The 23,772-nt window shown below is 64.1% G+C and carries 20 protein-coding genes; 8 read left to right on the forward strand and 12 right to left on the reverse strand.

Annotation, left to right across the window (positions count from 1 at the left end; genetic code table 11):
* Positions 1-45 precede the first annotated feature (45 nt).
* Genes AC6CR5_RS18855 through AC6CR5_RS18870 form a run of 4 tightly spaced genes read right to left on the reverse strand, consistent with a single transcriptional unit; the run spans position 46 to position 2,500 of the window.
* The gene (locus AC6CR5_RS18855; RefSeq protein ID WP_498084812.1) at positions 46-1,284 is read right to left on the reverse strand and encodes an NAD(P)/FAD-dependent oxidoreductase; all 1,239 of its coding nucleotides are present in this window, start codon (positions 1,282-1,284) and stop codon (positions 46-48) included.
* A gap of 13 nt (positions 1,285-1,297) precedes the next feature.
* Entirely contained in the window at positions 1,298-1,735 is a 438-nt protein-coding gene (locus AC6CR5_RS18860) for a YeeE/YedE family protein (RefSeq protein ID WP_054497941.1), read from the reverse strand.
* Between the two features lies 1 nt (position 1,736).
* Entirely contained in the window at positions 1,737-2,165 is a 429-nt protein-coding gene (locus AC6CR5_RS18865) for a YeeE/YedE family protein (protein ID WP_006389826.1), read from the reverse strand.
* Positions 2,162-2,500 (reverse strand): ArsR/SmtB family transcription factor, encoded by a 339-nt coding sequence (locus AC6CR5_RS18870; protein ID WP_006389825.1) that lies wholly within the window; start codon positions 2,498-2,500, stop codon positions 2,162-2,164. The genes AC6CR5_RS18865 and AC6CR5_RS18870 overlap by 4 nt, the downstream gene beginning before the upstream one ends.
* 123 nt (positions 2,501-2,623) lie before the next feature.
* Here AC6CR5_RS18870 and AC6CR5_RS18875 point away from each other — a divergent pair, with 123 nt between their 5' ends.
* From AC6CR5_RS18875 to AC6CR5_RS18900, 6 genes are all read left to right on the forward strand, one after another.
* A complete protein-coding gene (locus AC6CR5_RS18875) occupies positions 2,624-3,487 on the forward strand; it encodes an MBL fold metallo-hydrolase (RefSeq protein ID WP_047993190.1) in 864 nt (287 codons plus the stop codon).
* 100 nt (positions 3,488-3,587) lie between these two features.
* Positions 3,588-5,054, forward strand: coding sequence for a polyphosphate:AMP phosphotransferase (gene pap, locus AC6CR5_RS18880; protein ID WP_006389823.1), 1,467 nt, complete (start codon positions 3,588-3,590; stop codon positions 5,052-5,054).
* 20 nt (positions 5,055-5,074) lie between these two features.
* Positions 5,075-5,524, forward strand: coding sequence for a GNAT family N-acetyltransferase (locus tag AC6CR5_RS18885; RefSeq protein ID WP_006389822.1), 450 nt, complete (start codon positions 5,075-5,077; stop codon positions 5,522-5,524).
* Entirely contained in the window at positions 5,521-5,985 is a 465-nt protein-coding gene (locus tag AC6CR5_RS18890) for an HIT family protein (RefSeq protein WP_024070685.1), read from the forward strand. Before AC6CR5_RS18885 ends, AC6CR5_RS18890 begins: the two co-directional genes overlap by 4 nt.
* 158 nt (positions 5,986-6,143) lie before the next feature.
* The gene (nhaA, locus tag AC6CR5_RS18895; protein WP_054446354.1) at positions 6,144-7,388 is read left to right on the forward strand and encodes a Na+/H+ antiporter NhaA; all 1,245 of its coding nucleotides are present in this window, start codon (positions 6,144-6,146) and stop codon (positions 7,386-7,388) included.
* Positions 7,389-7,416: 28 nt separating this feature from the next.
* The gene (locus tag AC6CR5_RS18900) at positions 7,417-7,818 is read left to right on the forward strand and encodes a DUF488 domain-containing protein (RefSeq protein ID WP_006389819.1); all 402 of its coding nucleotides are present in this window, start codon (positions 7,417-7,419) and stop codon (positions 7,816-7,818) included.
* A 66-nt stretch (positions 7,819-7,884) separates the two neighbouring features.
* On the opposite strand, the gene AC6CR5_RS18905 is transcribed toward AC6CR5_RS18900, so the two are convergent.
* The 3 genes from AC6CR5_RS18905 to AC6CR5_RS18915 form a co-directional block, all read right to left on the reverse strand.
* Positions 7,885-8,733: a lysozyme inhibitor LprI family protein gene (locus AC6CR5_RS18905; RefSeq protein WP_498084813.1), complete on the reverse strand. Its 849-nt coding sequence runs from the start codon at positions 8,731-8,733 to the stop codon at positions 7,885-7,887.
* A gap of 30 nt (positions 8,734-8,763) precedes the next feature.
* Entirely contained in the window at positions 8,764-9,969 is a 1,206-nt protein-coding gene (locus AC6CR5_RS18910) for a COG3904 family protein (protein WP_020925945.1), read from the reverse strand.
* Between the two features lie 171 nt (positions 9,970-10,140).
* On the reverse strand, positions 10,141-10,827 hold the full coding sequence (locus tag AC6CR5_RS18915; protein ID WP_045952945.1) for an N-acetylmuramoyl-L-alanine amidase family protein: 687 nt from the start codon (positions 10,825-10,827) through the stop codon (positions 10,141-10,143).
* A 383-nt stretch (positions 10,828-11,210) separates the two neighbouring features.
* Between AC6CR5_RS18915 and AC6CR5_RS18920 the strand changes: the two genes are divergently transcribed.
* Together AC6CR5_RS18920 and tenA are read left to right on the forward strand one after the other, a co-directional pair.
* On the forward strand, positions 11,211-11,996 hold the full coding sequence (locus tag AC6CR5_RS18920; RefSeq protein WP_026382095.1) for a 3-hydroxybutyrate dehydrogenase: 786 nt from the start codon (positions 11,211-11,213) through the stop codon (positions 11,994-11,996).
* Between the two features lie 77 nt (positions 11,997-12,073).
* Positions 12,074-12,736: a thiaminase II gene (tenA, locus tag AC6CR5_RS18925; RefSeq protein WP_498084814.1), complete on the forward strand. Its 663-nt coding sequence runs from the start codon at positions 12,074-12,076 to the stop codon at positions 12,734-12,736.
* A 39-nt stretch (positions 12,737-12,775) separates the two neighbouring features.
* On the opposite strand, the gene AC6CR5_RS18930 is transcribed toward tenA, so the two are convergent.
* The 5 genes from AC6CR5_RS18930 to AC6CR5_RS18950 form a co-directional block, all read right to left on the reverse strand.
* Complete coding sequence (locus tag AC6CR5_RS18930) at positions 12,776-13,123, reverse strand: CZB domain-containing protein (protein WP_006389811.1); 348 nt, start codon at positions 13,121-13,123, stop codon at positions 12,776-12,778.
* A gap of 338 nt (positions 13,124-13,461) precedes the next feature.
* On the reverse strand, positions 13,462-13,833 hold the full coding sequence (locus AC6CR5_RS18935) for a hypothetical protein (protein ID WP_082402855.1): 372 nt from the start codon (positions 13,831-13,833) through the stop codon (positions 13,462-13,464).
* Between the two features lie 22 nt (positions 13,834-13,855).
* Positions 13,856-14,350 (reverse strand): hemagglutinin repeat-containing protein, encoded by a 495-nt coding sequence (locus AC6CR5_RS18940; RefSeq protein ID WP_165601384.1) that lies wholly within the window; start codon positions 14,348-14,350, stop codon positions 13,856-13,858.
* 686 nt (positions 14,351-15,036) lie between these two features.
* Entirely contained in the window at positions 15,037-15,441 is a 405-nt protein-coding gene (locus AC6CR5_RS18945; protein WP_173361342.1) for a hypothetical protein, read from the reverse strand.
* Positions 15,438-23,726 (reverse strand): hemagglutinin repeat-containing protein, encoded by an 8,289-nt coding sequence (locus AC6CR5_RS18950; RefSeq protein ID WP_498084815.1) that lies wholly within the window; start codon positions 23,724-23,726, stop codon positions 15,438-15,440. The genes AC6CR5_RS18945 and AC6CR5_RS18950 overlap by 4 nt, the downstream gene beginning before the upstream one ends.
* Positions 23,727-23,772: the final 46 nt, after the last annotated feature.

Here is a 23,772-nt window from a genome sequence, read left to right on the forward strand (position 1 = left end):
GACCGGCAAAGCCCGGGCGCGACAGCGCCGCCAGCAACGGCAGGCTCAATTGCCCAGCGGGCGGGCCAGCCACTCGCGGCCCTTGAGCATGCCGTGCCAGTAGATCCACGGCAGCATCGTCGCCTTCAGGAACCAGGCGCTCTTGCGCGGCACGGTCGGGTCCAGCGGGAACGTGGGCAGCAGCTTGCCGCCATAGCCGAACTCGGCCAGCACGATGCGGCCGCGCTCGACCGTCAGCGGGCACGAGCCGTAGCCGTCGTACGTGACCGGCAGCGCATGCCCTTCGCGCACCGCCAGCAGGTTCTCGGCCACCGTGACGATCTGCTTGCGCGCCGCCGCCGCGGTCTTGGCGTTGGTGGTGCTGATGCCATCGCCCAGCCCGAAGATGTTGTCGTAGCGCACATGGCGCAGCGTGGCCGGGTCGACCTCGCACCAGCCCGCCGCATCCGCCAGCGCGCTCTGGCGCAGAAATTCGTGCGGCACCTGCGGCGGCACCGCGTGCAGCATGTCGAATGACTTCTCGACACGGGTCACCGCCCCCTCGGCGTCCTTGACGTCGAACCACGCCTTGCGCGCCGGGCCGTCCACCGCCACCAGCGCCGAATTGAACGCCAGCGAAATGCCGTAGCTTTCCACATAGCGCATCAGCGGCGGCACGAAGGTCGGCACGCCGAACAGCACCGCGCCGGCCAGGTCGAATTCGACATCGATGCGATCCAGCACGCCGCTGCGGCGCCAGTGGTCGCACGCCAGGTACATCGCCTTCTGCGGCGCGCCGGCGCACTTGATCGGCATGGCCGGCTGCGTGAACAACGCCTTGCCGCCTTTCAGGCCGCTCACCAGCTCCCAGGTGTAGGGCGCCAGGTCGAAGCGGTAGTTGGAACTGACGCCATTGCGGCCCAGCGTTTCCGACAGGCCCTCGACCTTGTCCCAGGCCAGGCGCAGGCCCGGACACACGATCAATTGCTGATAGCTGACGGCGCTGCCATCCGCCAGCCGGACCTGATTGGCCTCGGGTTCGAAAGCGGCCGCCGCGGCCTGCAGCCAGGTGGCGCGGCCCGGCATCACCGCCCTTGTCGGCCGCACGGTCTTGGCCACATCGAACGCGCCACCGCCGACCAGCGTCCAGGCCGGCTGGTAGTAGTGCTTGTCGCTGGGTTCGATGACGGCGATGCGCAGGTCCGGGCGCCGCCGCAGCAGGCTGGCGGTCACGCCGATGCCCGCTGAACCGCCCCCGACCACCACCACATCGAAATCGCGCTGCGCCTGTGCTGCCATCTGCATGCTTGTCTCCCTGCTATCGACCGGTCCGGGGTGGCCGGTTCGTCATGTATTGAATTGCCGAGTACAGCGCCATGCCGGCCACCATGGCCGCCACGAAGATCAGGGCCTCCGGCACGCCGGCCGCCGCCGCCACCAGCGCCGGGCCGGGGCAGAAACCCGCCAGCCCCCAGCCCGCGCCGAACGCCAGGCTGCCCAACGCCAGCCGCGGATCGATACGCGTGGCCGTGGGCCAATGCAGCGGCTCGCCGGACAGGCTGGCACGACGACGGCGCAACCAGGCAAAGCCCGCTGCCGTCACGGCCAGCGCACCGCCCATCACCAACGCCAGCGAAGGGTCCCAGCTTCCCGCCAGGTCCAGGAAGCCCAACACCTTGGCGGGATTGGCCATGCCGGAAACGAGCAGTCCCAGCCCGAACACCAATCCCGCGAGAAACGCGAACAAGGCCACCATGTCAGCCTCCCATCAGGTGCCGCGCGACATACACGGTGGCAAACCCCGCCGCCATGAAGAGCGCCGTCGCCGCCAGGGAACGGCGCGAGCCGCGCGCCAGCCCGCAGACGCCGTGGCCGCTGGTGCACCCCGACGCGTAACGCGTGCCGATGCCGACCAGCAGGCCAGCCGCGATCAGCCGCGCATTGCCCGCTTCCACCACGATCGGCGGCAGCGCGCTGCCCAACCGATACAGCCAGGGCGACAGGCACAGGCCCAGCAGAAACGCCAGACGCCAGCCGGCGTTTCGATCAGGTGGCAACAGCCCGCCGAGGATGCCGCTGATGCCTGCGATGCGGCCCGCGCCCAGCATCATGAGGACAGCGGCCACGCCAATGACCGCGCCGCCGGCAAGCGCGCTTGCGGGAGTAAAGGCGGACAGGTCGATCATGACGCGAGCGCCGCCATCGCGCGGCCGCAGTACAGGCTGGACAGCGTCTTCATGACCTGGTTGACCTCGAAGCTGGCCAGTTGGTAATACACGTACTTGCCCTGGCGCCGCGTGCTCACCAGGCCTTCGTCGCGCAGCACGCCCAGCTGCTGCGACAGCGTCGGCTGGCGGATGCCGGTCAGGGATTCCAGTTCACCGACGTTGCGCTCGCCCTGCACCAGTTGGCACAGCAGCAGCAGCCGGTCTTCGTTGGCCAGCGCCTTGAGCAGCGCGCAGGCCTGGGAGGCGGATTCGCGCAGCGCGGCGACTTCGCAATCGTTCAGGGCAGTCAGCATTTGATGGGGATCAATCGGCGGGAAAGAGTTTGATCATTATATTGACGGATAAACTATCCAACAATATTATTGAAAAATATATATTGTTCTGCGCCCCCTCCTTTGCTCCCGGCACCCCCTCTCATGAACCCGCATATCCAGGCCTTCTTCGACCCGGTCACCGCCACCGTCACCTACGTGGTCCACGAGCCCGTGGCGGGCGGCGCCTGTGCCATCATCGATTCGGTGCTGGACTACGACCCCAAGTCCGGCCGCACCACCACCGCCAGCGCCGACCGCGTCATCGCCTATGTGCGCGAACACGGACTGCGCACCGAATGGCTGCTGGAAACCCACGCCCACGCCGACCACCTGTCGGCCGCTCCCTATCTGCAGCGCCAGTTGGGCGGCGTCATCGCCATCGGCCAGAGCATCCGCACCGTGCAGGGCGTATTCAAGAAGATCTTCAACCTCGAACCCCAATTCCAACTCGACGGTTCGCAATTCGGCCGCCTGTTCGCCGATGGCGAAACCTTCCGGATCGGCGCCCTCACCGCCCGCGCCATGCACGTACCCGGCCACACGCCGGCGGATATGGCCTACCGCATCGGCGACGCCGTCTTCGTCGGCGACACCCTGTTCATGCCCGACGTCGGCACCGCGCGCTGCGACTTCCCCGGCGGCGATGCCCATCAGTTGTACCGTTCCATACGGCGCCTGCTGGACCTGCCCGGCGACACCCGCCTCTACATGTGCCATGACTATCCGCCCGCCGGGCGCGAGGCCGCCTGGCAGACCACGGTGGCCGAGCAGCGCCGCGCCAACATCCACGTGCGCGACGGCATCGGCGAAGACGACTTCGTCGCCATGCGCACCCGGCGCGACGCCACCCTGTCCATGCCGACCCTGATCCTGCCCGCCATCCAGGTCAATATCCGCGCGGGCCATTTCCCGCCGGCCGAAGACAACGGCGTGCGCTACCTCAAGATCCCCGTCGACGCGCTCTAGCCGACGTCCGCGGCGGCACGGCCGGGCGCGCACTTGCGCGCCGCCGGGATATCCCGCAAGATCGGCCGGTCACAAGATTGCCGATCCGACGGAACCTCCCATGTTCGCCGAAGCCGAAGCCGACCCCGTCCTGTCCAAGGAAGCCTTCAAGCCGCTGGAGGCCAAGCTGCGCGTCGCGCTGCTCAATGCGCAGTACCAGCGCCTGCAGAAGGCCGAGAAATCCCTGCTGGTGGTGGTGGCCGGCATCGATGGCGCCGGCAAGGGCGCCACGGTCAACCTGCTCAACGAGTGGATGGACCCGCGTCACATCAGGACGCTGGCCTATGGTCCGCCGGAAGGCGATGAACTGGAACGCCCGCCGATGTGGCGCTACTGGAAAGACCTGCCGCCCAAGGGCAGCACGGGCATCGTCTTCGGTTCCTGGTACACGCCGCTGATCCGCGAAGCCGCGCGCAAGAAACCCAACCAGGACAACATCGAGGCGCAATCGGTCGCCATCCGGCGCTTCGAGGCCATGCTGGCGGCCGAGGGCGTGCAAATACTCAAGCTCTGGTTCCACCTGTCGTCCGACGCCCAGCGGGCGCGCGCCAAGCGCCTGCTGGCCAGTCCCGAAACCTCGTGGCAGGTCAGCCCGGTCGATCTCAAGGTGTACAAGAAGTACGACCGCATCCGCAACAGCGGCCAGGTCGTCATCAATCACACCGACAGCGGCCATGCGCCCTGGGTGGTGATTCCCAGCGCCGACGAGAACATGCGCGCCGCGCGCACCGCCGAGGCGGTCCTGGCCGCCATGCGCCAGCAGACCGTGCCGCGCATTCCGCCAACGTTCGTGGCCCATACCGGCCCGGCCCGCATTCTCGACCGGCTCGGCCAGCTGGACTATGACGCCAAGCTCGACCGTGAAGACTACGAGTCCGAGCTTGGCCTGCTGCAAGGCCGGCTGGCGCGCGCGGCGCGCTCGAAGAAGTTCCAGGAACGCTCGCTGGTATTGGTGTTCGAGGGCCAGGACGCGGCCGGCAAGGGCGGCGCCATCCGCCGCATCACCCATGCGCTGGACGCGCGCCAGTTCGACATCACGCCGGTGGCCGCGCCCAACAGCTACGAGCTGTCGCGCCCCTACCTGTGGCGCTTCTGGCGCCACGTGCCGCGGCGCGGCCGCATCGCCATCTTCGACCGCTCCTGGTATGGCCGGGTGCTGGTCGAACGGGTCGAGAAGATCACCCCGCCGGCGCACTGGCGCCGCGCCTACGCCGAAATCAACGACTTCGAGGCGCAACTGGCGGGCAGCGGCGCGCTGGTGCTGAAGTTCTGGCTGGCGATCACCGCCGACGTGCAGCTCGAACGCTTCAAGGACCGCGAGAAATCGCCGTTCAAGAATTTCAAGATCACCCCCGACGACTGGCGCAACCGCGACAAGTGGAAGGAATACGCGGCCGCCACCAACGAGATGCTGGCCCGCACCGACGTCAAGCATGCCCCGTGGCATCTGGTGTCGGCCAACGACAAGCGCTACGCTCGCCTGCAGGTGCTGCGGCACATCGTCGAAACCCTGGAAAACCAACTCTGACCCCAAGGAGGCCACGCGCCATGAGCTCCGCCGAAATCCGCCCCGTCGTCGCCGCCGATTTTGACGTCTGGCTGCCCCTGTGGAAGGGTTACCAGGACTTCTACCGCGTCGACATCGCCGACGCCGTCACCCGCAACACCTGGGCCCGCTTCCTCGACCCGGCCGAACCGGTGCACGCCGCCCTGGCCTACGATAGCGGCAAGGCCGTCGGCATGGTGCACTGGATTTTCCACCGCTCCACCTGGACCGCGGGCGACTACTGCTATCTGCAGGACCTGTACGTGGAACCGGACACCCGCGGCACCGGCGCCGGTCGCAAGCTCATCGAACACGTCTATGCGCAGGCCGCCGCCGCCAACTGCGCCCGCGTGTACTGGCTGACCCACGAGACCAACGCCACCGCCATGCAGCTGTACGACCGCATTGCCGACCGCTCCGGCTTCGTCCAATACCGCAAGGTGCTGCCGTGAGCGCGCGCGATCCGGACTGTCCGCTGTGCCAGACCGATGGCGGCACACTGCTGTGGCGTGGACCGCACCTGCGCCTGATCGAAGTCGATGATCCCGACTACCCAGGCTTCACCCGCGTGGTCTGGAATGCGCATCTGGCGGAAATGACCAGCCTGTCGACCCATGGCCGCGATCTGCTGATGCGCGCCGTGTACGTGGTGGAGGAAACACAGCAAGCGATCCTGGCGCCCGACAAAATCAACCTGGCATCGCTCGGCAACATGGTGCCGCACCTGCACTGGCACGTCATTCCGCGCTGGCGTGGCGACCGCCACTTTCCGGATCCGATCTGGGCGGCCCCGCGTATCGCGGCCGGCGCCGAGCCGGCCGGATGGGCCGAACGCCAGGCCCGCGTCCAGGCGCTGCTGCCGCGTTACCGCAATCGGCTGGTCGAAGCCATGAACGCGCTGCTGTGGCATTGAGACGGGCGGCCGCGGTACAGAACGGTCAGGCCGGCGGCCATCGAATCCATCCAAATCCTATGTAAATCAAGGCCTTCCTCCTCAGAGAACAAACGTAATTCAGGTAATATTCAACTTTCCCAGCGTTACGCTGCACCGCAGCAATCAAGGAGCGAATATTGACCCTGCAGGCCCCGCCCCCGTCCCGGCCCGTTTCTTTCCTGCAGGCGTTCCTCCGCTCCGAAGCCCTTGGCGGCTATGTCCTGATGCTGGCCGCCGTGGTCGCCCTGGTCATCGCCAATAGTCCGCTCGCCCCTTACTATTTCGAAGCGCTCGGGGCCAAGCTGGGCTTCCAGGCCGGCCCGGTGATACTCAAGGAATCGGTGCTGCACTGGATCAACGACGGCCTGATGGCCGTGTTCTTCCTGCTGGTCGGGCTGGAGATCAAGCGCGAAGTGCTGGACGGCCAGTTGCGCGGGGCGGCCCGCATCGTGCTGCCGGGCATCGCCGCCCTGGGCGGCATGGCGATGCCCGCCCTCATCTACGTCCTGGTCAACCTGGGCAGCCCCGACACGCTGCGCGGCTGGGCCATTCCAGCCGCCACCGACATCGCCTTCGCCCTCGGCATCCTGGCCCTGCTCGGCAGCCGCGTGCCGACCTCCCTGAAGGTGTTCCTGACGGCGCTGGCTATCCTGGACGACCTGGGCGCCATCGTCATCATCGCGCTGTTCTACACGTCCGAACTGAACCTGTTCGCGCTGGCCATGGCCGGCGCGTTGCTGGCCTGCCTGGTCTGCCTGAACCGGGCGGGCGTGCTGCGCCTGGCGCCCTATCTGCTGATCGGCGTGGTGCTCTGGTATTTCGTGCTGAAGTCCGGCGTGCACGCCACGCTGGCCGGCGTCGCGTTGGCCCTGACCATCCCGCTGCGTCCGCAGAACCAGGGCCACGCGGGCGCGCATTCGCCGCTGCACGCGCTGGAACACGCGCTGCACAAGCCCGTGGCCCTGCTGATCGTGCCGCTGTTCGGCTTCGCCAATGCCGGCGTGTCATTCGCGGGCATGGGCCTGTCCAGCCTGGCGCAACCCGTGCCGCTGGGCGTGGCGCTGGGCCTGTTCCTGGGCAAGCAGCTGGGCGTGTTCGGTTTCGCCTGGCTGGCCATCCGGTCCGGCATCGCCAGCCTGCCGCGCCATGCCAGTTTCACGCAGCTGTATGGCGTGGCCCTGCTGTGCGGCATCGGCTTCACGATGAGCCTGTTCATCGGCGCGCTGGCATTCACCGATCCGGCCGCGGTCGATGCCACCAAGATCGGCGTGCTGACCGGTTCACTGGCCTCGGCGGTGGCGGGCTTCCTGCTGCTGCGCGCCAGCGGCGCCACGGAAAGCGAGGCCAAGGCCACGGCCTGGCTCGGTACGCCGCGGAAGTAGACTGGTGGCATCCCCGACAGGAGCCGCCATGAAGCCGTCCGCCATTTCCGTGCAGCGCGTCTATGAAGGTATCGGCCCCGATGGGCACTACCGGGCCCTGGTGGACCGCATGTGGCCCCGCGGCCTGCGCCGCGCCGACCTGGCGCTGGACGAATGGGCCAAGGACCTCGCTCCCAGCAGCGAACTGCGCAAGTGGTTTTGCCACGTCGACGAACGCTGGGACACCTTCCGCGAGAAATACCTGGCCGAACTGGCCGAACCCGAGCAACAGGCCCGCATGGACGCCCTACTGCAGGCCGCCGGCGCGCGCCCGGTGACCCTGTTGTATGGCGCCCGCGATACCGAGCACAACCAGGCGGTGGTATTGCGCGACGCGCTGCAAGAATACGCCCGGCATCACCGCAAGCGCCTGGCGCGGGCCCCGGGCTAGGCCCATCGACATGCCAATGCTGCCCGCAAGGGGCGCGTCGACCCGCCGACGCGCTTCGCGTGCAGCCTAGCCGCCCGCCTTCGTCGGGTTGGACAACGGGAAGCCGCTGTCGGTCAGGCAGGCCTTGATCCAGGCATGGTCGTCGCTGTCGTCGACCTCGCCATCGAGCTGGGGCAAGGGCTTGGACGAATACGTCGGCGCCTTCACCTTGGGGCCGGTATTCCAGCGTGCGTCGTCGTCAATGCTGCCCGGGCAGCTCGCGTCGTTGCCGTTGTACGAGCAGGACGCGATCGGCATTGGCTTGTTGTCGACCACCTTGGCCACATAGCGCTGTACGTACACCGAGCCGGTGGCCCAATACTCTTCCGTGCTGCAGACGCGATCATCGTTCTGGTAATGCCGGGTCGAAAAGCAGGCGTAGTACTTGTAGTCGGGCGGCAAGACATCGCATGACGTCTCATAGCCCGAGTAAGGGCCGCCCGTGAACTGCTTGCGGAACTCGCGCTGGCTCAACGCCACGCGGATCAACCTGGGAAGACTGTCGCCTTTCCCGCGCTCCTTGAACTCGCTGGCGCGGGAGCGGATCAGGTCGGCCGCGACGGCGCCCGGCGTCTTCTCGTCGGGCAGCGATTCGGGGTCGGACACCAACCCCTCCAGGCGCATGTTGCGAGCCTCGATCCAGCGGCGCTGGCTGTCCACCAGCATCGCGCGGATCTGCGCATCCGGCGCCTGCTTGAGCAACGCGGCGTAGGCCCGGTTCAACTCGGCGTCGGCGGCAACCGCGCCGCGATCCGAGCAAATCAGCTTCTCGGCGGGCGTGCCGGCCTTGTGGCAATCGATCGCCCACGCCGGCGCCCCCAGGGCGCCCAGCCCGGCCAGGCACAGCAGCCGCGCCGCGCGATTCGTGAAACCCATGGTGCTTCTCCCTGGCGCCTGGCCGCTGGTTCAGCGGCTGACGACCTCGCTGTCTTCCATGACGATGCGGTAGCGGTTGCGCAGGTCAAGGACGTAAGTGAAATTGGAGGTGCCGGTCGCGGTCTTGCCGCGCTCCGGACTCGACACCTTGAAATCGTAGAGCCCCTTGACCATGCACATCTGGTCCTGGCACTTGGCCTTCAGCGAGTTCTGGTCGACCACGAAGCGCCGCACCGGCCAACGGGCGAAGTAGGCCGTCTTGTCCGCCAGGATCTCCGACTTCGGGCGCGACTTCTTGAAGTAGTCGACCGTATCCGCGTAGAACTCGCGCGTGAAATTCATCGCCTCTTCATTGGTCCCGCTGCCCGCCTGGATCATCAGCGTCGCGGCGTTGATCGCGCGCTGCTCGTCCGAGAGCGGCGCCGGCGCGGGAGGATTCTTGGTCATGTACGGATTGGTCACCGGCGGCGGGCCGGATGGCGCTGGCGCGGCATTGGGCGCGGCCGGCTTGCGCGGCGGCAGCCGGGTATCGTCGTCCGGCGCCTGGGCCTGCGGCGCGGTCGCGGTGGCGGGTCCGGCCGCCGGCACCGTGCGCGGGGCGCCGCCCTGCTGCGGCTCGCTGGAAGCCGTCTTCACATTGCCCGTGCGGTTGATGCCGTACTTGGCGATTTCCTGCGGCGAAAAGAAATACATGTCCTTGGACGGCGTGCTGAACATGATGCCCAGCACGTCCGCCGACACCCCGTACTTGGGCAGGGTGGTGACGATATCCGACACGCCGAACTGGGCCTGTTCGCCCGTCATTTCGGGCGCGGTGATCTGGTGCACGCCAAGACGGCCTTCGGCCAGCCGCTGGCGACCCGCGAAGAACACGAACGCGCATGCCGAGGCACAGTAGCTGTCCTTGGGGATGTAGGTATTGAGCCCGCGCTCGTAGACCTCTTCGGCCACCACCAGCCCGATGTGCACCAGGCCGCCACCATTGTTCTGCAGGATCAGGGTGGAGATGGTCGGATGCTCGCGCAGCGCCTTCTTCATGTGCAGCAGGTCGTTGGCGCTGACCGCGCCGACGTAGATCAGCAGGTTCGGCTCGCTGGGCAGGTAGAAGAACGGGCCATAGCGCTCGGGCTCTTCCTTTTGCTGCGCGGGCGCCTGGGCCTGGGCGGGCGACATGGAAACACCCATCAGGGTGAGCGCCAGGCTCATGCCCAGCGCCGTCAGTTTTCTTTTCAGCATTCTCAGTCCTTGTCCTCGCAACGCATGCCACGGGCCGGATCGCCTCCGGGGTCGTTTTCGCTTCGCGCCGCCACATCCGCGAGATGGCGCGGCCCCCTCGAAACCGGGATTTTATCCATCTCGCCGGACATCGCCATTTTTCCGGCCCGTTGCCCCGCCCCGCGCGCCAGGCTAGCGCGCCTGGCAAGCCTGCACGCCATCGGCAATCGCGCGAGCCAGCCGCTGGATGGTCTCGGGCTTGGCCAGCCGGGCTTCCTCATCCGGGTTCACGATCACCCCCGCCTCCACCAGCACCGCCGGCATCGTGGCGGTCTTGAGCACCGCCAGCCCATCGTAGCGATGCACACCCAGGCGCGGGTCCAGCAACGGCCGGTTTTCACCGGCGATGGGTTCGGCGTGATACAGCGACGGCTTCTCGCCCGCCGCCAGCAGCGCTTCGCCGATCGCCTTGGCGCAGCGCAGGCTGTCCTCATAACGGGGATTGAGCCGCGACACGAAAATCGAAAACCCCGCGAATTCGCGCTGGCGGCCGGCGTCGATGTAGTGCTGCTGCATCGAGTCGTGGTGGATCGAGATGAAGAAATCCGCACCCGGCGCGATCCGGGTACGGCGACCCAGCGGCACCTCGGCGCCGTCGGCCGACACCCGCGTCACGCGATCACCCGATGCCTGCAGGTCGGCCGCCACCGCGCCGCTCAGGTCCAGGTTGTACAGGTACTCCACCCGCCCGCTGGCGCCTGTCGCGCCCGGCTGCCGGGGCGTATGGCCGGTGTCCACCACGACATGGGCGGCCTGCGCCAAGCCCGCCGCCAACCCCAGCACGGACGCCGCGATGCGGCGCGCCCATCTGCCCGCCATTTTCCCGTCCGCTCGACCATCCATGACTGCTGGCACGTTTGTCTTCGCCCTGTAAAGAACCCGGGTAGCCACCCCTGTGGCGGCACCGACTGCCGCGGATTCTCGCGCAGCCGGCCGCGGCCGGCAATGGCAGCTTGCAGCGCCGCAGGGCGGATTCGTAACAACCCACGCGTTGCCCATCGCCTGTCGTCCATGATTGCCTCTCACCCGCGCATCGCCGCATGAACATCGGCGCGATGCCCGCGTGGAAGCAAATGACATGGATGGTTACCGGCGCATGGCGTTCAGGCCGCTCTCATTTTGGCGCGCTACCATCAAAGCCATGCCCCTCGCATCCGCGGGCGCATCCCGGCTCGCGGCATCCTTACCCGGAGGTCCCCAGCATGAGCAATCTGAACGGAAAAGTCGCCGTCGTCACCGGCGCCGCCAGCGGCATCGGCAAGGAAATCGCGCTGACCCTGTCGCGCGCCGGCGCCGCGGTCGCCATTGCCGACTTGAACCAGGCCGGCGCCGACGCCGTCGCCCGCGAAATCGAACAGGCCGGCGGCAAGGCCATGGGCGTGGCCATGGACGTCACCAACGAAGACGCCGTCAACCAGGGCATCGACCGCGTCGCCACCGCCTATGGCAGCATCGACATCCTGATCTCGAACGCCGGCATCCAGATCGTCAACCCCATCGAGAACTTCGCCTTCGCCGACTGGAAGAAAATGCAGGCCATCCACGTCGACGGCGCGTTCCTCACCACCAAGGCCGCGCTCAAGCACATGTACAAGGACGATCGCGGCGGCGTGGTCATCTACATGGGCTCGGTGCATTCGCACGAAGCCTCGCCGCTCAAGTCCGCCTACGTCGCCGCCAAGCACGCGCTGCTGGGCCTGGCGCGGGTACTGGCCAAGGAAGGCGCCAAGCACAACGTGCGCTCGCACGTCATCTGCCCCGGCTTCGTGCGCACGCCCCTGGTCGAAAAGCAGATTCCCGAGCAGGCCAAGGAACTGGGCATCAGCGAAGAAGACGTGGTCAAGAAAGTGATGCTGGGCGATACCGTCGACGGCGTCTTCACCACCGTCGAGGACGTGGCGCAGACGGCTCTGTTCCTGTCGGCCTTCCCCAGCGCGGCGTTCACGGGACAGTCGTTCGTGGTGAGCCATGGGTGGTACATGCAGTAAGTCTTGATATCCTTGGGTCGCGGTCACGGCGCGCTTGCTTCCTTTACGCGCCGTCCGATTTCGACTCGAGGATTGCCATGTCTTTCAGCACCGACGCCTGGGCGCGCAACGCCGCGCTGTACGAAAAAACGCGCACCATGCCGTTCAACCAGGAACTGGCCAGCGGCCAGCTCAGCGAACAGGCGTTCCGCCACTACATGATCCAGGACGCCCACTACCTGCTGGCCTTCGGCCGCGCCCTGGCGGTCGCCGCCGCCAAGGCCGACCATGCCGACGGCGTGGTGCAGTTCGCCGACGCGGCCAAGAACGCCGTGGTGGTCGAACGCAGCCTGCATGAAGGCTTCATGAAGCAGTTCGGCATCGACGGCGAGACCTTCGCCAGCACCCCGCTATCGCCGGCCAGCCATCACTACACCAGCTTCCTCATCGCCACGGCGTGGAGCGCGCCGTATCCAGTGGCGCTGGCGGCGTTGCTGCCGTGCTTCTGGATCTATGCCGAGATCGGGCGCGACATTCACTCGCGCGCAACCCGTCCGAATCCGTATGGGGCGTGGATCGATACATACGCCGGGGAGGAATTCCACGCGCTGGTGCGTGAAGTGATTGCGTCGGTGGACCAGGCGGCCGAGAAGGCCTCGCCCCAGACGCGAGACGAGATGCACCGGACGTATACGCATGCGGCGCAGTTGGAGTGGATGTTCTGGGATTCGGCGTATCGGCTGGGAGAATGGGCGGTGTGAGGGACGAGGCGGCGCCTGTCGCGTGACAGGCGCCTTCCCTTACAGGTGTCGCTTGAAAGCGATGATGGCCGCGCCAACCGCGCTGGAGGCCTGCGAATAGGGCGTGCCGGTGCCCATTTCCTTCTCCGCCTGCTCGTACTGGTTGCTGTTGATCAAGCGGGCGATCTTGCCTGCCTCGGCATGAAACGCCTTGTGCTTCTGGACGATCGCGCCAAACTCGGGCTTCGCGCTGTACTTCAGCTTCCCTTCCCCATATAGCCAGACCCCGAGCTGGCAACAATTGTCCTTGCCAATAGTTTCCGCATCCATCTGCTCCTTTCTGCTGATGGCGGAACGGAACTTCAGTTTCCACTCGGCGTGCTTTTGAATCGATTCATCCAGGTTCATGCTTGGCTCCTTCAATGGGGCGGCAATGATTGATGCCCCATATTGGAAGCGTAGCGGGTCGCGATCGAATACGACTTGTCGTCCGTCATGACCTCGTGTCGTGCTTGGTACGACTAGCCCGTGGCTTGTGCGGGCTCAAGGAGTTTGAAGGTGTGCAGCGATATCAGACCAAGCGCAGCGGGCTGGAGATAGTGCCACGCTTTGCACGAGGGTCTGTTCTTCGCTTAGTGATACTTTCATCACATCCTTTTCTCCTTGGAGGTAATTTTCCAAAAAAAAAACTGCAATAGCACGAAAATCCGAGAGCAGGCCAACACCCTCGACATGGCTGAGGCGTTTTAAAAATCAGCCCATTGAAAATCAATATTTTCACACTCGACCTTCAAAACACCCCAGTCACCCGACAAGGTATAAATGCCACCTTCTAATTTAAATAAATCAATATTCCCATAATCAATACTTCCCGAGCCATCTTTAGTTTCTGAAGAGTTTCTCTCAATCCAGTTTTTGACCCTAATATCATTAAAAGTCAATATGGCTTTTTTATAGAAATACCGCTCCCCAGGCTTGGGCGGCATATATAAAGGGTTTTCTTCAGTGAGAACCACTTCCAAATAAAAAACTAAAGATTCACTTTTCTCTTCAATCCCTAAAACATAGCTATCTTCAAAATAAACATATTTAAAAAGAGGTAGCTCATAGTAGTTCATAGCTTCCTTCTATAAATCAAAATCAATTCAAGGGCGTGCTGCCGCCAGACTGCAGGCCAAGCACCTTGCCCGCCGTCACCGTGCTGCTGGTCCAGCTGGTGTCCTTGCCATCGGCCTTGCCGCGCGCGGCGCTGGCCGCCACGTTCAGCGTAAAACCCGCCCCATTCGAGCCCACAGTCACACCGACGCCGATACTGGCGTTGATGCTCTTGTTCGTGCTGTGCTGCTCGAAGGTGTTCTGGGCGGCGCGCAGAGCAATATCACCGTCCGCCTTGATGGCCGCGTTGTTGCCGGCCGACAGGCTCGATCCCGTCACCGTAACGTTGGAAGCCTGGCCCCCGCCTTGCACGATAACGGTCAGATCCCCTCCTGCAGCCACGGAGGACCCACGAACCGACCCGGATTCGCGCTTTGTGGTGCTTTGGCTCTTGCTCGATCCCAGGTCGATACTGATGTCCAGGCCGCCCGCCGCGCGGGGATCTGCCTGGATTGCGTCATAGGCATTAACGCCGGTCAACCTAGTCGTGGCGCAGCGATCATCCACATATCCACGGGTTCCGGCGCATCCCGAAAGCGCCCTGTCAATTAGACATCGACCAATAGACGATTGCAGCACAGGTCAACCGAGGCATGAATTGCACCGATGGGACGCGTGGCGTTGCTGATGCCATGCCTGCGGCACGGCTCGGCGACCGGGCCTACCGGCTCCAAGTCCTCCTTGTTGATGGGTGCAGCTGCTGCAGCGACATGGTCATTAGCAGTGCACCCGCCGAAATTCTGAAGAGCGACCGCCGATCCTTTCGCACAAAATTACTTGAAAACATCAGGTATCCGTTCTTTTTGTCTTTCCCAAGCCCAGTCTTTTGGCCTCTTGTCTGTATGAAACCACTCCTTCCCTCTTGCCATCCAAGCGTTTCTAAACCTTACGGTTCCTGCAATAGTGGCATCTTCATAGCCAAACTCCACCCCACAGCAAGAGCATATTTCAAACGTTGGAACACGCCCACTTTCCCCATATTGGGGATACGGCTGTTCCAAACCACAAACACGACAAAAATTAGTCGGTTCATTGAGCATTGAAATAATCCTGATTGGTTGGATAACCATGCTGCGTAGGATCGGGGCGGAACATTGTTCTAGGGCCAACATCCGCAGCTTTTACGGCAAAGGTATTCGTTGCCTATAGAATCAGAGTAAGACCCCTTATTCCCGGTTAGGCCCCTTCTTTAAATATCGCTCCTCTAGTTTTTCTGCGGATTTTAGAACACCGCTCGCCTCATCGGGAAAAAAGGCAGAATAAACGCTAGCCGCGATTTTCATCAAAAATACATAGTCGGACACTGAAATGCTTGAGGTTTCCATTTCGCCCAAAAAAAAACTGACCTCATTGAAATCCTTGGGATCATCCCAGTCTTGATCAAGAGAGTAAAAAAACCCTTCACTCACAGAGAAACCGATCCCCCTCGAAGCGTCATATATAAGCGCTGGAAAACTGGCCCTGCCCCTCGCGATAGAGGCCTTTATCAATTCGTATAGATCTTCATAGTTCAGACCAGTTGACGCAAATGACTCCTTAAGCCTCTCGAGCCAAGCCAAATTAGTCATCATTTTGTCCTAGGCGGCATGGTTATAAAGGAATTTGTTATTTCCCCAGTCTTGCCATTACGTGTAACCTGGAAATAATAGCCATCCACTTTAATGCTGGCCTCTCTTAACGTAGGATTGTTTACAAACAAAAGACCGGCTTGAATTGCGGCACGGCTAGACATATCAGCCACCTTGCTATCTGGTAGGATCTTGGGATCGTATGTCGTTTTTGTGGATATCGGCTTATATCCGCCAATCAATTCGCCATTGGTGTTGGTTCTAGGCAACTGGTAGCTATATTCGACAAGGCCTGGATAATGGACATCCGTGATTTTGTTGGTAACTTTCGCGCCAGTTATTTCAACCGACTCCAGAAAGGCGTCGCGGTTGTGAGCACCAGAGATTGTTCCCGCTTTACTATTTCGCACTCCAATCTGGGTGTTATGTCCGAGAACTGATTCGCCAAAATTTTTCGGAAGCATGGAAGCTGTTGGCGATCCACCACCTTTCACTCCAGCAACCGACGTCTTATTAGACCCAACAGCGCCCACTGCCGCCGCAGCCCCTGCTACACCCGCCTTCGCTATTTCATCCCACGCAAGCTGCTTGGCCTGATCGCCTCCCAGCAAAAGGTAATTCTTGATCGCGGCATTGCGATCCGCATCGAGCATTACGGACGCGGATATCTTTAGAATCGACCACTCCTCCCACTCGGAAGCGCTCAGCCCGCCGTCACTACGCAGCTTTTCTTCCAAATTCGCAATTCGGCTGTTGTACTCCCCTAGCCGAGCCGTCGCTGCTTCTATTTCTGCTCGACAAGCGTCCACGCTCGCGCACTGCGCCAACGCCTTTCTATTCCGATCATCGATCTCCTTATACTTTTTCGCGACACGCCGTTCGCATTGCGTGTCGAAATTGCATTGCGCTTTTTCTTGAATTCGCGCTTGATGTTCCGGCACGCTCAAGGCGTTGTTTTCCGTCTCGTTGTTCGCTGCGAAAACCGCCTCGGCGCCAGACACGCCTGACGCTTGTGCAATTCCCGCTACCAGCGAGCCGATCAGGTTGCGACGCACCTCCTTCTCTTCCGGGGTCATCTTTGATGCATCGCCACCCAGCAACGCATTAATCACAGCCCCGGAACCCGCACCAAGTGCTCCCGCGCTGCAATCGCTGCCCTTGCCGGCGGCCCCCGCACATCCCACAATCGCGTGCATTGCGGCGCGAGCAGCTTCCGCCTGCGGCCCGTCTCCCAGTGCCGAGACAATCTCCTTTACCTGGGACGCCGCCAACCCTTGCAAATAGTTGACCGCGACAGCCTGTATCGCGTCACCGGCGGCGCCGGTCACATTCCCGCTGACAGCCCCCATGATCGCGGTCAGCCAACGACGGCTCTCGCCACCCGGCCCCCACGTCTTCGCATCCTCAAAGGCTTGCCGCAATTGATCTCGACGGGGTCCTTCAGGCTCAATCTTCAGCGCATCTTCCAGCGCTTTGGCTTCCTTGGCCCGATTCGTCAAGAACTGCCCCACCTGCCGCTGAGACTCCGCCACAATCTCGAACCCCGCCTCGATCTTCTCCTTGTCAAAGATCGGTTTAAGCGCATTCAAGGTATCGGACGACGTGTCACGGTTGAGCGAGGCGATCGTCTCGGCCGCCGTCATTCCCGTCAGATTTTGCTGAGCAACCTCATCGCGGATCACCACCGTGCCGCCACTGATCGCGCTATACGTGGTCGAGCTGTCCCGGCCGCTGGCGGCGGCCACCACCGGGGTGCCCATCCCAAGCCCGCCCGATGTCTGCGGCACGCTCGTGCCCGGCTGCGCCTTCGAGCCACCGGCCACGTTGCCCTTGGCGTCCGTACCCAGCCCAGCATCCTTGCCACCATCCTTTCCGCCCGAGCCGCCCCATCCGTACCCGCCGCTGATCCCGACTTGGCTCGCCTTGTAGCTGGCGCTGTTCTTCAGGTTCTCGGTCACCAGCGTGCCCGTCGCCAGCGTGTTCAGCCCCTCGGCCACGGCCTTGTCGCTGCTGGCGATGAGCCCGCCTATCAGCGTCGTGTTGTTCTTGACATCGACGATGAAGCCGCCATCCCCCGCTTTCAGGCCCGCCTGCTCCGAGGCTGACTTGAAGTTGCTCTTCATCTGGCCTTGCGACACATTGCCAGATATGGTGCTGGTGCAATACCCATAGCAAAGACTGCCTGCGATGCCCGCGCTTTGCTGTTTGGACGCGTAGGTGCTTATGTCCTGCAAGGTCTCGATGCGCAGGTTGTTGCCGACCGACGCCACGATCCGATCAGCCTGGCCGATGGCGCCGATCAACGACGTGTCGCCGCCAGACTGCAGGCCAAGCACCTTGCCCGCCGTCACCGTACTGCTGGTCCAGCTGGTGTCCTTGCCATCGGCCTTGCCGCGCGCGGCGCTGGCCGCGACGTTCAGCGTGAAGCCCACCCCCTGTGAGCCCACAGTCACACCGACGCCGATACTGGCGTTGGTGCTCTTGTTCGTGCTGTGCTGCTCGAAGGTGTTCTGGGCGGCGCGCAGAGCAATGTCACCGTCCGCCTTGATGGCCGCGTTGTTGCCGGCCGACAGGCTCGATCCCGTCACCGTAACGTTGGAAGCCTGGCCCCCGCCTTGCGCGATAACGGTCAGATCCCGTCCTGCAGCCACGGTGGACCCGCGAACCGACGCGGATTCGCGCTTTGTGGTGCTTTGGCTCTTGCTCGATCCCAGGTCGATACTGATGTTCAGGCCGCCCGCCGCACGGGGATCTGCCTGAATCGCGTCATAGGCATTGACGCCGGCCAAGCCGGTCGTGGCCAGGGCTAGCCCCTGCATGACCTTGTTGTCGGTCTTGCCCGCCGCGTTGCTCATCTTGCTGGCGGTCTGCATCGCGCTCAACAGCGGCGTGCTCGCGTTGATGCTCAAGCCGCTCTGTTTGACCTCGTGGAACTCCTTCTCGCGCGCGGTATCGACTGCGGCCGCGATGTTCACGTCACGCCCGATCAGCGTCACATCGCCTTGGCGCGCCAGCACATTGCTGCCAACAACATTGAGCGACTTGCCGGCGTTGATGAGCGCGTTACCCTGGACACTGCCCACCGTGCTCGCGGTATGCAGCACCTTATCGCCATCCAGAATATCGGTCTGTTGGCGCGAGCCATAGCTCAGGCCGCCCATCGCCCCAAAACCAGATTTCTTGACCTTTTCGTACTGGTACTCCTCGGACGTGTTCTGCGCTGCCACGATATTGACGTTACGGTCAGCCGACATGACAAGGTCGTTCTGGGCTGCCACATTGGAGCCAACGACGTTCAGGTCGCGTCCGGCCATCAGCACTGCACTGTCGCCCGTGAAAGTCGAGGAAGCCGATGTTGTCCAGTCCGACTCGGTCTTGCGGTGTTCGCTCTTGCTCGACAGGAACCCGCGCTTCTTGTAATAGGTCTCGCTGTAGGCGTAATTGCTGTCGGTGCCGGCGACGACATTGATGTCGCGTCCCGCCCCCACGGCCAGCTGCTTGTCCGAGGTGACTTCGGCCGCGCGAGCGTTCACGTCCTGTCCGGCAATCAGCGTGAGATTGCCGCCAGCGACGATGCGCGATCCCACTTCGGTGGCAGACCGCATCTCGGAGCGATTCTTCTTGCCGTAGTCGTATGACTCGGCATACCGCTCCTGCTCGGTGGTCAGGTTGATGTCATTGCCCGCCTGGATACGCGCGTCACCGGTCGCGGAAATACCCGCGGCCTGCGCGTTGACGTCGCGCCCGGCTTGCACGTTCAAGTCACCGGCATCGATACGCGCCACGCCGTCGATCCGCGTGCTGCTGACCCCGCCGCTGGCGTTCGATTGCGTCGAGGCTTTCAGATTGACATCGCGCCCGGCGCTCAACGCGACCTTGTCACCCTTGAGCAACCCCGCCAGATTCTCGATATCGTTGCGCGCCGCCAGGTTTACTGTCTTGCCCTGCATCGAGCCAACGGTATTGCGTACGTTCTCGGCCTCGACGACCAACGCGTTGCGCGCGCCGATGGTGCCGCTGTTATTGACGTCGCCCGAGGTGTTTATGCGCGTGTCGCGCCCCGCGATCAACGTACCGTCGCCACGCAGGTCGCCCGGCTTGACGGCAAGATATACCTGCGGCGCAAGCACCGTCTGCTGGCTTCCATCAGGCAGCGTGACCGTCTGTTCCACAAGCCAGACGATGTCGCTGGTCAGGTGCCGCATCTGCTCTTCGGTCAGCGCGGTGCCCACCGTCAGCCCGTATTGAGTGGCGAAGTCGGCGCCCGCGGCCAGCAGGGCCTTGTACTGGGTTTCATTGTCGGTATAGTCGCCGACGAAGCGTTGCCCGGTGGCCAGCATGATCTGTTCGGCGACCAGCTTCTGCTCATAGAAGCCGTCGCCCAGACGCTTGAGAATGTGGCCGCTGTCCTGGTTGATTTTCTGCAGCAGAAAGTCGCTTGATACGGGTTGGCGCTGGCCCAGGAACCGGCTGTCGGTGGCGATCAGGTACGGCGCTTCCGGCGCCGTCATGACGCGATACAGGGTGTTGGTAGGAACCGTGGGCGGCAGGGTCACGACCCGAATGACCCCCTTGCCAGGCAGGCCGACCTCCAGGACCCGCGCGGGCGCCTGAATGTTGGCGATGGCGCTGGCGCCTGGCGACCGATTGCCGGTCTGGGGCGGCGCGGTATTGCCGTCCGAGCTGGCCACGGCCAGTTCGATGCGCTGGGGCGCTACGACGTCCTTGTAGTCGGAGGTGCTTTCATTGCGATCTTGCCCTTTGCCGACCGTGCGCACTTCGATGCCTGTCCGCTCGATTGAACGGACACCTTCGGCGCCCACGTTGTTGATCGCAGGACCCACCACCGACAAGGTGCCACCGGCAACGATACGGCTCTTGTCATTGGTGACCGTACCGGTGAATGTGGCGGCGCCTCCGACAATGATCTTGGCGGGATCTGTCGACAAGGTGCGGCTTTCCATGACGACTTCCTCGACCTTGTAGTAGAAGAAGTTCTTGACCAACCTGCTGTTGAAGTCCGCGTTGAAGGCGTAGATCTTTCCCGCGAGTTCATCGTGGCGAGCCTTGTTCAGGGCCAGCGCCTGCTCGCGTTCCGGCGTCGATACGAGGCAAATCTGATTGCCGTTGCATTTCTGTTCCACCATGGGAGGAACAGCCACGGGTTCGGCGACATCGAACACGCTCCAGATGCGTTCGCCCGCCTTGTAGCGCGGCCCTCCTGGCTCGGTGGTGCAAGACCCGCCGGCATCGCCGCCGGGTCCGTCGCAGACATATTGGTCGGGCAGCCACGCGGGCGGAATGGGCGCGCTGACGCCGGCCTTTCCCCGCTGTCCCTTGAAATAGTCGAAGGGCGGCCCGTAGCGCGACTCGGGGTATTTTGTGGACGGCAGCAACAGGCGCCGCTCCGAATCATCCTCCAGGAACGTCACGGGATCACGGCCGCACAGTTCCGTCACGGCATCGCAGAGCCACAGCTTGGAGCCGTCCAGGAACTCGGTAGAATTCTCCAGGCGGTAATACAGCTTGGGACCGCGGCCGACCTCCACCGTTTCGCTGGCAAAGTGCAGATTGCGATTCTGGATACTGGCCGCGGCGATGTCTGCGTTGCGTTCGGCTTCGATGGTGGCCGATTCGTTGGCCAGCAGCGTCGCCTGCCCCGCCGCCTTGCCGGCGCCGTCCAGCGCGCCGCCGATCCGCAGGTCGCCTGCCGCATAGATCAGCGCATGCTCGCGGTTGGTCAGCGTGCCCACGCCCAGGTCCATGTCGCCACGAGAGGCGATGACGGCGTTGGGCTCGTTCTGCAGCAACGGCGTCTGGATGCCGATGCGGTCGCCATAAATGCGTCCGGTGTTGATCAGGTTGCCGGCGGTGATGCGGGTGTAGCCGCCGTCGATCAGGCCGGCGTTGGCCAGCAGGCCGCCGATGACCAGTTCGTTGTTGCGCACGGCAATCAATTCACCGCCCGCGCGGTTGGTGAGCGTATCCGCCGTTATCTTCAGGTCCTGGCCCGAGTGGATCTTGCCATCGTTGTCCAGGTTGCCGGTCACGAGTTCCAGCGATGCTCCCGCGGTCAGCGCGCCGCCCGTGTTGGCCAGGCGGGTGAAAGCCAGCGTGGCCTTGGCATCGGACGACACGTTGCCACGCGCGTTCTCGAGCGTGCCGGTGGTCAGCGCCAGGTCCTGTCCGGCGCCGATGCGACCGGCCTGATTGTCGACCGAACCGGTGTTCAAGGTGACCTGCTTGCCCATCAACCCGAGGGCCCCGGCAGCGGTGCCGCCAGCGCCCGCGATACCGTTGGCGAGCGTGTCGCGGTTGTTCAAGCTGCCCGCGTTCAAGGCCAGGGCATTGTCGGCCTGGATCAGGCCGCCGCTGTTGTCGAGCACTCCCAGTGTCTTGAGCGTCAGGCCGCTCGCGGCGACGATGCCGCGGGTATTGGCCAGGCGCTGCGCATTCAGCGTCGCCTGGCCCTGCGCGGCGATGGTGCCGCCGATATTGTCGACGGCGCCGTCCGCATTCAGATCGAGCGCGCCGCCGGTCGCGATGCGCCCGCCCGCGTTCTCCAGGCTGCCCGTCTTCAAGTCGGCCGAACCGCCATACAGACCGCCGCCCTGGTTGCGCAGCGCGCCGGTGTTGGCGATGGCCAGCTTGCCATCCGCCTGCGCCACGCCAGCGCGGTTGTCCAGGCTGGCCGCCTGGATCTCGGCGCTGCCGGCCAACAGCTTGCCGCCCCGATTGTCCAACGCACCCGCCGTTTCGACACGCAGCGCGCCATTGGCCTGGACCGATCCGCCCTGATTGTCGATGCCGGCGTTGCCGCGCAACGCCACGCTGTCGCCCGAAACCACTCCCCCCGCTGCGTTGACCAAGGATTTGCCGCTGATGTCAACAGCGCCCGCGCCTGCCAGCGTGCCGCCGGTGTTGTCGACCACGCCTGCCACGCGGCCCTCGAGCGCGCCGCCGCTGGTGAGTTTGCCCGCGGTGTTGTCGAGGTTGGCGGCGCGCAGCGCCACCGAGCCGCCATAAACGGCGCCGCCGCGATTGCTGATCGCGCCGCTGGCGTCCAGCGTCAGTAGCCCGCCGGCGACGAACTTGCCGCCGGACAGGCCCAGCACGCCGGCGGTTACCGTGGCATCGCCGCCTGCCACGAGCGAGCCGGGGTTGAGCAGCTGGTCGACCCGCACGCTCAACGCGCCCAGCGGACTGATGGTGCCGTCGCTGCGCAGGCCTGCCGTGAATGCGCCCCGGTTCTCCATTTGACGCGCCACGATGCTGGCGCCCGCGCCTGAAGACATGGCGTTGTTGTTGGCGAACTTGCCGGCCGCGTTCAATGCCAGCGCGCCGCCCGCGGCGGCCGTGCCATCGTTGATGATGTCGCGTCCGCTTCGGACCGACAGGTCGGTGGCGGCCTGCAGGCGGCCCGACGGCAGGATCCTGACGTCGCCATTGGCGCTGACGCTAAGGGTGCCGGTCAGGGCCGCCAGGTTGCCGCCCACGTTCACGCCCACGCCGGCCTCGGTGCCGATCAAGCGGATGCTGTTGGCGTACATGCCGCCCAGGGCCGCCACATCCAGCGCGACGCCCGTGCCGGCGCCATCGCCGGCCAATGCCGACACATCGATGCCGTCGTAGCCCACGCGCGCGGAGCCCGCCACCACGTTCAGACGATCAGCCCACACCTGCGCGTTCAGCTCCAGTGTTCGAGCCAGCAGGTCGACTTGACTGAGGTTCGCGCCATACAGGCCCGCGCCCTCGATGGCGAGACGACCGCTGGCAATGTCAAAGCCCAGGGAGCCGTCCGGACCGATCATCGGCTTGCCGGTGGTCAGCGTGGCGCGGTTGGCATTCAGGAAGCCGCAGCCGTTGCAGGTAATGCCGGCCGGATTGGCGACGATGACGTTGGCGCGGTTGCCCGCGACTTCCAGCATGCCCATCAAGCGCGACGGATTGTTTGCTGTGACCTGGTTCAGGATGGTTGCGGCGCGCTGGTTGCCCAGCATCGGATTGCCCGCCACCTGGCCTGCCAGTTGCGTCTGGCTCGCCGCCCCGCTGTTGTTCAGCACGACGCCCGAGGGACCGACGTTGAACTGGGTGAAGCGGTTGTTCGAGACGCCGCCGGCCGAGGGCGGCGCAATGTTGACCACAGGCACGCCGTTGGCTGTGCCCACCACGGGCCGTTGGCCCGCCACGTTCTTGTCCACGGAGATGGGCAGGGTCTGCGCCAGCACGGGCGTCCAGACCTGCGTATACAGCACCAACCAGACGACTACGGAACGAAGCTTGGACATGGCGAGGCGACTCTCGGTAAACGTGAAGCAACAGATCGAACGGCGG

The organism is Achromobacter sp. EG18 (assembly GCF_059759395.1).

Bases quoted from the DNA above. Each gene is read 5' to 3' on its own strand.
- AC6CR5_RS18860 (WP_054497941.1), bottom strand. From the start codon at position 1,735: ATGGTGGCCTTGTTCGCGTTTCTCGCGGGATTGGTGTTCGGGCTGGGA.
- AC6CR5_RS18855 (WP_498084812.1), bottom strand. From the start codon at position 1,284: ATGCAGATGGCAGCACAGGCGCAGCGCGATTTCGATGTGGTGGTGGTC.
- AC6CR5_RS18920 (WP_026382095.1), top strand. From the start codon at position 11,211: ATGAGCAATCTGAACGGAAAAGTCGCCGTCGTCACCGGCGCCGCCAGC.
- AC6CR5_RS18885 (WP_006389822.1), top strand. From the start codon at position 5,075: ATGAGCTCCGCCGAAATCCGCCCCGTCGTCGCCGCCGATTTTGACGTC.
- AC6CR5_RS18950 (WP_498084815.1), bottom strand. From the start codon at position 23,726: ATGTCCAAGCTTCGTTCCGTAGTCGTCTGGTTGGTGCTGTATACGCAG.
- AC6CR5_RS18930 (WP_006389811.1), bottom strand. From the start codon at position 13,123: ATGAACCTGGATGAATCGATTCAAAAGCACGCCGAGTGGAAACTGAAG.
- pap (WP_006389823.1), top strand. From the start codon at position 3,588: ATGTTCGCCGAAGCCGAAGCCGACCCCGTCCTGTCCAAGGAAGCCTTC.
- AC6CR5_RS18875 (WP_047993190.1), top strand. From the start codon at position 2,624: ATGAACCCGCATATCCAGGCCTTCTTCGACCCGGTCACCGCCACCGTC.
- AC6CR5_RS18945 (WP_173361342.1), bottom strand. From the start codon at position 15,441: ATGATGACTAATTTGGCTTGGCTCGAGAGGCTTAAGGAGTCATTTGCG.
- AC6CR5_RS18900 (WP_006389819.1), top strand. From the start codon at position 7,417: ATGAAGCCGTCCGCCATTTCCGTGCAGCGCGTCTATGAAGGTATCGGC.
- AC6CR5_RS18910 (WP_020925945.1), bottom strand. From the start codon at position 9,969: ATGCTGAAAAGAAAACTGACGGCGCTGGGCATGAGCCTGGCGCTCACC.
- tenA (WP_498084814.1), top strand. From the start codon at position 12,074: ATGTCTTTCAGCACCGACGCCTGGGCGCGCAACGCCGCGCTGTACGAA.
- AC6CR5_RS18865 (WP_006389826.1), bottom strand. From the start codon at position 2,165: ATGATCGACCTGTCCGCCTTTACTCCCGCAAGCGCGCTTGCCGGCGGC.
- AC6CR5_RS18870 (WP_006389825.1), bottom strand. From the start codon at position 2,500: ATGCTGACTGCCCTGAACGATTGCGAAGTCGCCGCGCTGCGCGAATCC.
- AC6CR5_RS18905 (WP_498084813.1), bottom strand. From the start codon at position 8,733: ATGGGTTTCACGAATCGCGCGGCGCGGCTGCTGTGCCTGGCCGGGCTG.
- AC6CR5_RS18915 (WP_045952945.1), bottom strand. From the start codon at position 10,827: ATGGCGGGCAGATGGGCGCGCCGCATCGCGGCGTCCGTGCTGGGGTTG.
- AC6CR5_RS18935 (WP_082402855.1), bottom strand. From the start codon at position 13,833: ATGAACTACTATGAGCTACCTCTTTTTAAATATGTTTATTTTGAAGAT.